General features: G+C 73.5%; 9 protein-coding genes. 2 read left to right on the forward strand and 7 right to left on the reverse strand.

Annotation, left to right across the window (positions count from 1 at the left end):
- Positions 1–26 precede the first annotated feature (26 nt).
- From ACIBX3_RS06225 to ACIBX3_RS06255, 7 genes are read right to left on the reverse strand one after another with little or no spacing between them, the layout of a single operon-like run.
- Entirely contained in the window at positions 27–812 is a 786-nt protein-coding gene (locus ACIBX3_RS06225) for a hypothetical protein (protein ID WP_397113696.1), read from the reverse strand.
- Positions 805–1,380, reverse strand: coding sequence for an RNA polymerase sigma factor (locus ACIBX3_RS06230; RefSeq protein WP_397113697.1), 576 nt, complete (start codon positions 1,378–1,380; stop codon positions 805–807). The genes ACIBX3_RS06225 and ACIBX3_RS06230 overlap by 8 nt, the downstream gene beginning before the upstream one ends.
- Before the next feature lie 58 nt (positions 1,381–1,438).
- Complete coding sequence (locus ACIBX3_RS06235) at positions 1,439–2,392, reverse strand: winged helix DNA-binding domain-containing protein (protein ID WP_397113699.1); 954 nt, start codon at positions 2,390–2,392, stop codon at positions 1,439–1,441.
- Between the two features lie 8 nt (positions 2,393–2,400).
- The gene (locus tag ACIBX3_RS06240) at positions 2,401–4,854 is read right to left on the reverse strand and encodes a transglutaminaseTgpA domain-containing protein (protein ID WP_397113701.1); all 2,454 of its coding nucleotides are present in this window, start codon (positions 4,852–4,854) and stop codon (positions 2,401–2,403) included.
- The gene (locus tag ACIBX3_RS06245; protein WP_397113703.1) at positions 4,851–5,933 is read right to left on the reverse strand and encodes a DUF58 domain-containing protein; all 1,083 of its coding nucleotides are present in this window, start codon (positions 5,931–5,933) and stop codon (positions 4,851–4,853) included. Before ACIBX3_RS06245 ends, ACIBX3_RS06240 begins: the two co-directional genes overlap by 4 nt.
- Positions 5,933–6,973 (reverse strand): AAA family ATPase, encoded by a 1,041-nt coding sequence (locus ACIBX3_RS06250; protein WP_397113705.1) that lies wholly within the window; start codon positions 6,971–6,973, stop codon positions 5,933–5,935. The genes ACIBX3_RS06245 and ACIBX3_RS06250 overlap by 1 nt, the downstream gene beginning before the upstream one ends.
- Before the next feature lie 13 nt (positions 6,974–6,986).
- A complete protein-coding gene (locus ACIBX3_RS06255) occupies positions 6,987–9,107 on the reverse strand; it encodes a fibronectin type III domain-containing protein (protein WP_397113707.1) in 2,121 nt (706 codons plus the stop codon).
- A 258-nt stretch (positions 9,108–9,365) separates the two neighbouring features.
- Here ACIBX3_RS06255 and ACIBX3_RS06260 point away from each other — a divergent pair, with 258 nt between their 5' ends.
- Both ACIBX3_RS06260 and ACIBX3_RS06265 read left to right on the forward strand, forming a co-directional pair.
- Positions 9,366–10,565: a hypothetical protein gene (locus ACIBX3_RS06260; RefSeq protein ID WP_397113709.1), complete on the forward strand. Its 1,200-nt coding sequence runs from the start codon at positions 9,366–9,368 to the stop codon at positions 10,563–10,565.
- Positions 10,562–12,046, forward strand: a complete 1,485-nt coding sequence (locus ACIBX3_RS06265) for a hypothetical protein (RefSeq protein ID WP_397113711.1) — start codon at positions 10,562–10,564, stop codon at positions 12,044–12,046. Before ACIBX3_RS06260 ends, ACIBX3_RS06265 begins: the two co-directional genes overlap by 4 nt.
- Positions 12,047–12,059 lie beyond the last annotated feature (13 nt).

A 12,059-nucleotide genomic window follows, 5' to 3' on the forward strand; every position in this document is an offset into this window, starting at 1 on the left:
ACCCACGCGCCGTGCTGAGTGAGCGGCTAGGGAAGGTCCGGGCCCCGGTCGGTCCAGCCTGCGCCGAGCACGATCTCGGAGCGGCCGTCCGGACCGCTGTCCGCGCTGGACAGCACCTGCGAGGTCGCCGGGTTGATGATCAAGGTCCGCTGGACCCCCGAGGGCAGGCCGAAGGAGAACGCCTCACCGGCGCGTCCCCACGTGTCCTTACCAGGCCCCAGATATCGGACCTCGGGCAGGTCGGCGAGGGCGCGGTAGGCGGCGGCACGCACACCGGGGGCGGACGGCTTGGTCCACAGCAGGCCGCTGAGCGCGTCGGCGAGCAGGCCCTCGGAGCCGGGCGGGAGCATCGCGGTCACCCGTGCCTTGAGCGCCGCCGGCTCCGCCGGGAGGCTCTCGATCTGCCTGAACGTCAGGTCGCGTCCCCCCATGCTGAACGGCGAGGTGACCGGCTCGATCTCGCCGTTCTCCGATCTCCACGCCCTGCCGTCCCTGCTCGCCCAGAGCTCGATCACCTTGGAGCCGTCCAGCTCCTTTTCGACGTGCCAGTAGGGACCGGAGGAGGCGGACGTGGAGGCCGCTCTGGTGGCCGCCGACAGCAGGATCGCCCGGCCGCCCGAGATGTCCGTGTACGGCGGAGCCGGGCGGACGGCGAACGCGAGCGCGAGCACGAGCGCCGCGACCGGGACCGCCAGCCACGACAGCCGCCGGCGCCGGCGCTTGGCCGTCACCCGCCGCCACACCCTGGCCCGGGCGTCGGGGCCGGGTCGCGGCCGGCCGTACAGGTCGCGGACGAACTCCAGGTCATCCATGGACCAGCACCGCCTCGCCGAGCAGGGCGCGCAGCTTCTTCCTGGCCCGGTTGAGCCGCGATCCGACCGTGCCGTACGGGATGCCGAGCGCGGTGGCGATCTCGTCGTGGCTCAGGCCGGCGAGCGCGACCAGCAGCAGGACGTCCCGGTCGCGCCGGTCCAGCCCGGCCAGGGCGGCGGCCAGCTCCGGGCGCAGGCTCTGGGCGCTGACCCGGACCGCCACCGAGTCCTCGTGCCCGGGCGCGTCCCCGTCGGGGCCGCAGCGGCCGAGCGCGCGCAGGGTGCGGGCCTCGAGGCGGCGGTGTTTGCCGATGAGGTTGGTGGCGATCCCGTACAGCCAGGTGCGCACCGCCGCGCGGGACGGGTCGTAGGAGGCGCGCTTGCGGAACGCGGTGAGGAACGTCTCGGCGACGACGTCCTCGGCGTGGTCGGGGCCGAGGCGCTGGGCGACGTAGGTGTGGATCTCCCCGAAGTACGCGCCGAACACCTCGGCGAACCCGTCGGCGTCCAGGGCCCCCGGCGCGCGGGCGGCCCAGGGCACCGTGGTCGCGATGGTCTCCCCCGTCATGTGCTGCCTTCCGGTGTATCAGTGGTCATTTGTTATCACCCGATGCACCGGATCGCTTTCACGCCTTGTCCGCCAGGAATCGGCGTACGTCCGCGATCTCGTCGTCGAGCAGCCCATCCGGCAGCTCTTCGAACGGCCGCACGGTCACCTGCGTGCCCTTCCTCCCCCACACCCCCCTGATCGCGCCGTCCACCAGCACGACCGGCCGCAGGACGCCGCCTCCGGGGAACACCTGCCCGGCGTGCTCGGGCGCCAGGATCGGGTCCCTGCTGCGCCAGCCCATCAGGTATTCGTCGAACGCGGGCGCGAGCCGCACCACCGGCCCCTCCGGAGCGGGCGGCGGCTCGGCGGCGCTCAGGCGCCAGGCCGCGCGGGCCTCGCCGAGCGGCAGCCCGGACCAGGCCGCCAGGTCCTCGGGGCCGGCGGGGTGGTGCGCGCGGCGGTAGCGGGTCGCCAGTTCCTTCAGCGCGCGCTCGCGGTCCGGCTCGGGGACGACGGGGCCGCCCAGCCAGTCGGCGGCGTGCACGTACGTGGGCTTGCCGGCGCGGAGCGGGCCGAGCACGGCCAGGCCGTGGTAGGCCGCCAGCGCCACCAGGTGCACGATCCCCTGGCCGCGGGCCCGGCCGGACAGGCGTTCCTCGAGGTCGGCCTTGGTGAGCGGGCCCTGGCCTTCGAGGGTTCCGGCGATGAGCGGGAGGAGGTCGTCGCCGGTGACGCCCTCCTCGGCGAGGCGGCGCAGGATGGTCGTGTCGCGCCTGGTCAGGGCATGGATCCAGGGGAGGTCGTCGGCGTGGGCGAAGTGGAGGGTGCCACGCGGGCCCCACATCCTGACGATCTCGCGAGACTGCCAGGCGGCGTCGATGCCGGCCGGGGTGAGGGTGGCCGAGCGGGCGCGGAAGGCGAGGAGGGCGGAGGGGATGTCCTGGGCCTGCATCGCCGCCAGGTGGCGGACGATCTCGCCGGCCGTCAGGCCCGGCGGGCGGTGCAGGAGCTGTGCCTCGACGCTTCTCATGCGCGGCATCATCTCAGGAGGAGGCGCCTGCGCAGGCGGGTGGTGAAGGGGGTGCGGGCGCGTACGGCCCGGCGGACGGCGTCGCTGCGCCGCCAGGCGTCGGTGGCGGCCTCGTCGGTGACGGCCTCGGGGGCGTATCGGACGTAGTTCGAAATATCGGCCAACGGCCGGAGATTGACGGAAATGTCGCCCGCTTGCCGGGCGACGACGTCCTCCGCCGTCAACGCGTGATCACCCTTCAGCCCCAGGTCGTCGCAGGCCTGCCGCCACGCGCCGAGCACCCGCTGCCGGGGCCCCTGACCCCGGCGCCGCTTCCGCCTGCGCCACCACGGCAGGGCCAGCACCACGGCCGCGTACGCCACCAGCAGCCCGCCGCCCGCCGCCACCGGGATCACCCACGCGGCCGGCCCGCTCGGCTCCTCGCCGCCGCCGCCCTGCGGCTGGGTGGTCTTCGGCCGGTCGCCGCCCCCGCCGCGCGTGAACTCGCCCTGCAACTCCTCGCTCTCCTCGACCGCCGCCGACACGACGTCGTGGTCGTCCTTGGCGCCGCTGCGGCCGGGCGTCGGATAGAACGGCCGCCAGCCCAGCCCTTCGAACTTGATCTCCGCCCACGCCATCACATGCCCCGACTTGACGTGATACACCCCGCTGGAGGCCTGCCCGGGCCGGAATCCCACGACCACCCGCGACGGCAGCCCGAGCGTCCTGGCCATGAGCGCGAACGTGGCCGCGAACTGCTCCGACGTCCCCCGATGCGTGGTCTCCATGAAGAACTCCAGCCCTTTGAGGGAGTGTCCCGGAGGCGCGGTGACGTCGTAGCGGGCACTGGTGCGCAGGTAGCTCTGGAGCCGGTACGCCTGCCGCATGGGCTCCTCGGCGCCCTTGACGGCTTCCTGGGCGAGCTTGCGGAACAACGCCTTCTGCGGCCCTCCGGGGAACGCGATCAGGGCCGGGTCGTTCACCGGCGTGGCCGCGAGCAGGTCCTCCTTGGACGGCCTGGGCACCCGGGAGGTCACCTCGTAGCTGAACCCCTTGGCGGGCCTGCTCCCGGCCAGCAGCGCCCCGCTGCCGGGGTCCACCACCAGCCCGCGCACGCCGGTGACCTGCTGGGGCCGCTCGGCGGCCGGGAGCCAGGTGCCGGGCAGGCCGTCGAAGGTGACCTTCTGGCGTACGACGTCCGCCTTGCCCGTCCACTCCCCCTCCGGCACCCGGCCGCCGGTGGGCTGGAAGCGGGCGCCGGAGGTCCACCGAACGCCGTCGTACCGGTCGAGCACGGCCAGCCGCCAGTTGAGCGGTTTGTCCGACGTGACCGTGAACAGCTCCCTGTCCGGGATCTGCAGCCAGGCCGAGACGCGGTCCAGCGGGCTGACGCTGTCCACGCGGACGGGCGGGGGCACGTCGGCGTGCTCGCGCGGGTTGTACGGCTGCGCGGCGATCGGCAGCAGCGGCCCCACGACCAGCGCCACGGCGGCCAGCGCGCCGGCCGCGGGGAGGCCCGCCAGGAGCCAGATCGGGGGACGGTCGTCGCGGAGCGTGGCCAGGGCCGCGATCAGCACGAACAGCGCGCCGGCCACCGGGAGGTCCGATCCCTCGCCGCCGACGCCGAGCAGGAGCGCCACGCCGTAGACGAGGAGTGCCGGGACGGCGGCGGCGATTTTCGTGCTGGTCCTGGTGAGCGTCTCGGCGCCGATCGTGGCGGCCGCCCAGACGAGGGTGTGGACCAGGATCAGCAGGTCCGGGTCCGGCTGGGCGGGGAGGAGGGTGGTGAGCAGGGCGTGCCAGGAGTTGGCGACGTCGGCGAGCAGGGTGGGCTCGAATCCCCGGTAGAGGGGGATGGTTCCGGCCAACCAGAGGACGAGGTCCAGCAGGAGGGCCAGCCAGAGGGGTCGCCTGGCGGTGAGCGCGGCGACGACCGCCGGGGCCGTTGCGGCGGGGACGACTGCCAGAAGCAGGCCCGGGTCGGGGAAGACCCGGTGAAACCCCCAGCCGGCGGCACCGGCGACGGCCGCCACGAGCACCAGCCCGGCCAGCCGCCGCCACAACGGCACCGGCGGCGCCACCGGTCCCGACGGCTTCGTGTCCCCCTGCGCGGCCGCCTGCGCGGGCTTCCTGTCCGCCTGCGTCGGCTTCCCACTCGCCTGCGCAACCTGCTGCCCGGACTTCCGCCGCCCGCCCGCCCGTCCTCCGGCCTTCCGCCCGTCCGCCAGGGGCCCGGCCGCGTGTGATCCGGCCGCCTGTGGCCCGGCCGGCGGTCCCCCGGCCCAGTGCCCGGCCGTGTCGTGGCCGCCTGCCGCGGAGGCCCACGCTCCCGCACCGTCCGGCGGACCGCCCTGACCGGCGCCACTGCCGTGCCGGGAAGAGTGCGAAGGGCCGGGTTGCGCCGCACCGGTCCCGGGTTGCCCGGCCGCGGGCGGAGGCCCGAGGAGGCCCGGGTCCGGCGGGGTGCCACCGTGGTGGGTCATCGTGACCTCCAGGCGACCGGCAGCGCGTCGAGCGAGGCGATCGGCAGGACCGTGACCCCCGGGACCGAGACCGGGCCGGCGCCGACGTAGACGCAGATGACCCGGTCGAAGCGGCGCCGGACACCCGCGATCCGCCCCGCCTCCGCCGGATCCTCCGTGATCAGCACCAGCGAGCCCCCGCCCCGTGCCAGCCGCATCGCCTCCCCGACCCCGGTCGTGCCGCACTCCACGACGGCGAGCCGGTCCAGTACGGCCTCGGCGTCCGGCTTGGTGTCCGTGAGGGGGCCGTGGCCGGTGAGGACGCGGACCGGGAAGCCGGCCCGCGCGGCGGCGACAGCGACGGAGGCGGCCGCGTCCACGGCCAGCTCGCCCAGCCGGTCGCGCGTGTCGAGCACCACCGTCGTGGTGGGCAGGCTGGCGTCGATGAGCTGGCGGACCATGAGCGTCCCCGTGCGGGCGCTCGATCGCCAGTGGACGTGGCGCAGGTCGTCGCCGACGACGTACTCGCGCAGGGTGTGGAACGTGACCGTGCCGCTGGGGGCGTTGTCGCTGGTCGGCCCCTCCAGGTGGTGGGCCTTGCCGGACGGGGGCACGGGCAGGGGGACGGTGCGGGGGCGTACCAGGAGGGTGGCGGGACTGCCGTACTCCCTGACCCGGCGCGTCAGCCCGAACGGGTCGGCCCGCACGAGCAGCAGCGGCCCGACGGGGATCTCGCCGCGCACGTCCGTGGGCAGCGGGTACGACACCGTGCGCCCCCCGTTCCTGGGCAGCCTGGGTAGGTCGATCGTGTGCCGGGAGCCGCCGATCCGGTCCTGGGCGCGCAGCCCGGACAGGCCGCGGCGGCCGAGGTTGGTGACGGTGAGGACGGCCACGGCGGCGTCCCCGCGCGGCACCTTCAGCGGCGTGACCTCGCGCCGCACCTCCAGCCGGGGTCTCGGCGCGGTCCACGCGAGGGCCCCGGCCAGCGCCAGCAGCCCGCCGGTGGCCAGGACGACCGGTTCGGGATAGCCGAGCGTGAGCCCCGCGACGTACAGCACGACGGAGCCGGCGAGCGTACCCCAGCCCAGGGGAGTGAACATCAGGCCGCCTGTGGCACCGGCATCCCGGCGAGGAGCTCGCCGAGCACGGCGGCGGCGCTGATGTCGCGGAGCTCGGCCTCGGGCGAGAGGATCAGGCGGTGCCCGATGACGGGCACCGCCAGCGCCTTGACGTCCTCCGGCACCACGTAGTGCCGCCCGGCGGCGGCCGCCTTGACGCGGGCGGCGCGCAGCAGCGCCAGGCTCCCGCGAGGGCTGGCGCCGAGGCGCAGATGCGGGTTGGTACGGGTGGCCGCGCACAGCCCGACGATGTAGTCGTAGACCGGGTCGGCCACGTGGATGCGCGACGCGAAGTCGATCATCCCGGCCACGTCGGAGCCGCGCGCCACCACCTGCAGCCGCTCGACCTGCGGCCCCGTCGGCATGCCCTTGAGCACCTCCACCTCGGACACGTGATCGGGATAGCCGACGGAGATCTTCATCAGGAACCGGTCGAGCTGGGCCTCGGGCAGCGGGTACGTGCCGTCCATGTCGACGGGGTTCTGCGTGGCCACCACCAGGAACGGCCGGGGCACCGGATGGGGTTCGGCGTCCACCGTGACCCGCCGCTCCTCCATGACCTCCAGCAGCGCGGCCTGCGTCTTCGGCGAGGCGCGGTTGATCTCGTCGGCGAGCACGATGTTCGCGAACACGGGCCCCTGGTGGAACTCGAACTTCTGGTTCGCCTGGTTGAAGATCGACACACCGGTGATGTCGCTGGGGAGCAGGTCGGGCGTGAACTGGATGCGCCGCCACTCGGCGTCCACGCTGGCCGCGATGGACCGGGCGAGCGTGGTCTTCCCGGTGCCGGGGACGTCCTCGATGAGCAGGTGCCCCTCGGCGAACAGGCAGATCAGGGCCAGTTCGATGGCCTCGTGCTTGCCGCGGATGATCCGTTCGATGTTGCCGGCCAGCAGCTGGAATCGCTGGGCGAACTGCTGGGCGAGCGCCGCCGGCTGCTGCTGCGCTTGCTGGACGGGTGGCTGTTGCTGGTACGGCTGCGCGGTCTGCTCGAACTGGTCCTGGTAGTTGTACTGGGTCAACTGAGTCCCCTTCTCAGTCGGTGCACTCGAAGAGCGGCCCCTCGGGGAAGCCGCCGTCCGGAGTCGCCACCAGAGTGTCGCTCAGGTAGCCGTTGCCGTACTGGCTCTCGATCCGGTTCCAGATGTCGCTGGACGCGCCGTTGGAGGGATCCCTGTAGCCCTGTCCCTTGACCTGGCAGATCACGGTCAGCGTGATGTACTGCTTCACCGGGATCTTTCCGGCTTCTCCTGATGTGGATGGACCAGGCCGGATGATCGTGTTGGTGTCCTCGTTGCTCTTGTTCTGGTACTGCTGCCGCGGATAGGCCAGGTCCACCTCGGTCGTGGCCGCCTCCGGGCTCTCCCCCGCCGCGTTCTTCGCCTTGAGCTTGAAGGTGTGCTTCACGTTGTTCTTGAGCCCGTCCACGGTGAACGACGTGCCGTTGATCGCGTTGTTGGTGGCCGCGCCGGTCAGCTCATACGTCGTGCCCTCGCCGGCGTTCGCCGGGGCGTTCCAGCTCAGCTCCGCGCCCCGGTTCTTGGCCTTGGCGGCGAAGCCGGTCGGCGCGCCCGGCGCCACGCACGGCTTGGCCCCGGCGCTCGGCTGGGACTCGACCTCGCCGCCCGACCAGTGGGCGACCACGACGAACGTGTACTCCCTGTCGCAGGCCCCGCCTGTGACCTCGAACCGGTACGGCCCGTCCGCGTCCACCGACTCCGGCTCCGGCTTCCCCGCGCCGGACGTCTTGATCGTGTACCGCTGGACCTCGCCGCCGGTGGACGGGCTGAAGGTCACGGTCACCTTTCCGGGACCCGACCGGGCGGACACGGCCCCGGGCGCCGACGGCGGGCTGGGGGTCGGGGACGGCGACGGGGACGGGGACGCGCTCGGGGTCTCCGTGGGAGCGGGCGTCTGAGTGGGCGTCTTGGTGGGCTCGCGCGTGGGCTCCTCGGTCTCGCGCGTCCGCGTGGGCCGGGGCGCCTTGGTCGTCTTGACCGGGTCGGGCTCGGGCGGGGCGTCGGTGTTCGTGGGCTCGTTGCGCGGCGTCTGCCGGGGCTTGGGGGTGTTCGTCGGCCCGGGTACGTCCGAGTCGTCCTTGTCCACGTCGTGCTTGCGGCCCTCCGGGTCGATGACGACGGCGCGGTCGCCGTTCTCGTCGTTCGCCCAGAGCAGGCCGTCCTTGACGAACACGTCCACCGGACCGGGGCCGCCGGCCACCTGGAGCGTGGTGGGCCGGCCGCCGGCCGCGCTGTCCCAGACGATCAGGGCGCCGGTGCTCTGGTCGGGCACGTACACCTTGGTCCCGAGCACCTGCGGAACCCCCAGTTTGGCCGGGTCGCCGGTGGTGAACTTGGTGCTGAGCACCGAGTTTGACGAGGTGTCGATCACCACGAGCAGGCCCGAGTCGCCGGCCGTGAGGATCGGCACCAGCGAGCCCTCCGTCGCGGCCGGGGTGAGCACACCGCCCTTGGCGGCCTGGGCCACGCCCTTGGGCAGGGTGATCTCGCCGACGCCGCCGTCCGCGCCGACGATCGTGGCGGTGGCGCCCCGGGTGTTGACCACGACCGGCAGGCCGCCGGCGATCGTGACGGACAGCTCCTCGCCGGGCTCTCCGACCTTGAGCGGGCTCGATGCCTGACCCTCCGTCACCGGTACGACCTCGCCCTTCGCGGTCACCGGCACCCACAGGCGGCCGCCGCCGTCGATGCGGGCCGCGCCCAGCGGGCCAGGCAGGGTGATCGGGGCGCCGATGGAGTCGAGCGTGGCCGGGTTGATCTCCTGGATCGTGCCCTTGGCCGGGTCCACGGCGTACCCCGCGGTGCCGGACACGGCCAGTTGCAGGCCGGCCGCCCCGAAGTCGCGGGTCTGGGCGACGGTGAGCTGGCTCGGCTCGACACGGCTGACGAAGCCGGTGCGCTCGTCGACCAGGAGGACGTTCCCGCCGTCCTGCACGACGCGTAACTGCCGGCCCGCCTTGTCGTTGAGGTAGCCGTCGACCTCGCCGGACAGGCCGTTGACGTGCACGATCTTGCCCTTGGCCTTGGTCCAGAGCCAGGCGCCGACGTCGGCCAGCTTGGGGTTGGCGCTGGAGACGCCCACGCCGAACCACGCCGCCGCGGCGACCAGGAGCGTCGCCGCCACCCCGGCGATCACCGCAGTGCTTCGGTCCCCTCGGAGCCCGCGGATCCCCATCCGTCACTCACCCCGTATGCACGATTGCTTTACGTTTGCCCCCGTATTATCCGGCATCACCCTAGCGTGCAGACGTCTCTCGCGTGTGTGTACCGGCTGGTAGCCGCCGTGGGTTCGGAGGGTGTCCGCCTCTGTTTGGCCGAGCCGAGCTCGGCGTGTTTTGATGGATGTCCTCGCTTCACTGCGGATCCATCAAAACGAAGCCCTACCTTAGAGCGCGTGCCCGAACAGCCCCTGACCCTCGACACCGTCCTCACCGACGAGGCGGTCCTGTCGACTTACCGCCGGATGTTCGCCGCGCTCGCCCGCGACAGCGGCGCGGTGGTCGACGATCCTGCCCTGGTGGACATCGCCGAGACGCTGTTCGCGGCGTTCGCGGAGGCAGGCGAGGAGTGGCTGACGCACGAGCAGATGCGTTTCGCCTGCGGGGCCTATCCGAGCGACCAGTTCGACAACCGGCTGCGGGTGCTCAAGGGTCTTGGCGCGATCCGCGAGGTGTTCCCCAAGCCCAACCAGCTGCGTTACCGGGCCTCGTTCACGAGCGTGGTCGGGCTGATGTTCATCCGGCGGATGATGGACGACGGCGGCCAGTCGGAGATGCACCGGCTGCTGGCCCTCGAGGACCTCAACGTCGCCGACCCGCGTACGACGATGGAGGAGGCCAGGCAGAGCGCGGTCAACCTGGCGCGGGCGTTCCGGCTGTGGGCGCTGGAGCTGATCACGCTGTCCACGGGCACGATCGAGGAGCTGCGCGAGCAGGCGCCCAAGCTGTGGGGCACCGAGGAGATCGCCCGGCGCGCACAGGGGCTGCACGGCACGATCCTGACCCGCTGGCCCGAGCTCGACCGGGTCTGCACTGATCTGCGGGCGGCGATCTACGCCTACAGCGACGCCTCCCGCCGCGCCGCGGGGCGTCTGGCCGACTCGGCGGGCACCACCCGCAACCTGACGCTGCTGCCGACGGAGACGTGGCGGACGTTCGCGCAGACCGCCTCCAAGGAGCGGCTGGCCGCGGTGCTCGACGGGTTCGTGTTCGACGCGCCCGCGCCGTGGCACGATCCTGCCGCGATCGCCCGGGCCGTGGACGAGGCGCCGCGGCCTGCGCCCGCCCAGCCCACTCCCCCGCGCTCCAACCTGCCCGATTCCGGGCCTTCCGACTCGCTGGACGCCTCACCGGGCGCGGCGATGGAACGGCTGAGGGCGGTGGCCGAGTCGCTGCTGGGCGAGGCGTCACGGGTGGCGCTCGCCGACGTCCTCGGACCCGACTGGCCGTCGGCCCGCCGGGTCCTCGCCGACCTGACTACTGTGGATCTCCGTCCCGAGCTGCCGTACCGGCTGACGTGGTCCGACGAGATCACGATCGATCCGGGGCGGGAGCCGGCCTGGCTGTCGCACGGCTACCTGGAGCGCATCGCATGAGCCCGCACACCGATCGGCCGCTGCCCGACCGGCCTGCCGCCGATCCGGCGGCCGAGCGGGGCGGCGGCGTTGCCGGGCGGCAGGTGCGTGCCGCGGCGGTCGATGGGCGCGTCGCCCATGTGCGGGCGCGTTCGGGTGGGCCGCTGTGGCTGGGGCCCGGGGTGGCCGCGCCTTCCGGGATGGTACGGCTGACGTGGCCGGACTCCACGGGGCACGCCCTGCCGGTGTGGCCCGATGGGGTGACGCCGTCACTGCTGGACGAATACCAGGTCGCGCCCGTGCCCGTGGAGCGGTCAGGCGAGACCCGGCGTGTCCTGGCCGCCGTGCTCAAGTGCTGCTGGACGGACCTGTCCGTGGATCCCTGGCCCGGCGATCCGGCGCCCGTGGAGCTGGTGCTCGACACGTACCGGGCGCTGATCGGCCGCACGGACGACCTGATGCGGAACTGGGCGGTCGGGGCGCTGCGCCGCCTGCACGACTCCGCCTGGATCGTGATGGCCGACGGCGTGGTCGTGCTCGGACCGCGCTGTGCCCTGTGGCCGGTGGAGTCGCACGCGCAGCTCCAGGAGCTGGTACGCCGCCTGCCCGAGCCGGAGCGCCCGGAGCTCACCGTGGTGGGCGACGCCGACATCGTGGCCGCCGCCCGTCCCGCCGAAGCCGCCCCGGCTCCGGGATCAGGGGTCGGCGGGCGGGTCGAGGCCGGTGGGGCGGAGTTCGACGATCTGCTGAGCGGCTACGACGAGCGGCGGCGGGCCGAGCTGGTGGCGGCGTTCATGGCAGTGGAGTACGCCGCCGAGCCGGTCCAGGAGGTCCGTTTCGCCGCCCTCCGCGACCCGGCCCTGCGTCGCACGCTGGGCGAGATGCTGGCCCGGCGCGGGCGCACGCTGATCCAGAATCGCGACCGCTGGACCTCCGGTCACGACGACACCTGCGCCGCCGCACTCACCGCCGCCGACCTGACCGGCCCGCAGGCCACGCCCGGTCCACAGGACACGCCCGACTCGGACGGCACGCCCGATCTGCAGGGCACGGCCGATCCAGCGGCCCCTGCCGAACAGCCCGCCACCACGGAAGTGGCGGAGAAGCTCCGGGCTTCGGCGCCCGATCCGGGCGCCAAGCTGGGGGTGAGCGAGCGGGCGGTGCTGACGTTGGTGCTGGTGCATTCGGTGGCGATCCCGAGGGCCGAGGGGTTGCTGCCCGAGGACTCGTGGTTGTCGCCGCACCCCACACCGGCCGACGAGCTGCGCCGCCACACGCAGTTGCCGATCGGCGAGCTGGAAGCGGCGTTGCGGACGTTGCGGCACGCCGGGCTGCTGAGCCAGGTGAAGGCCGGTGAGGAGGCGGGCGGGTACGTGCCGGGCCCGCAGTTCCACCGGCTCACCCCGGCGGCGCGGCGGCGGTTGCAGGAGGAACTGATCCTGGCGGCCGGGCCGAACACGCCGCTCGCGGCCGCCGTACGAGCCAGGAGATCGGCGAGATGAGCGCGCGACGGCA

It is taken from the genome of Nonomuraea sp. NPDC049480 (assembly GCF_044465905.1).
Taxonomy (GTDB): domain Bacteria; phylum Actinomycetota; class Actinomycetes; order Streptosporangiales; family Streptosporangiaceae; genus Nonomuraea.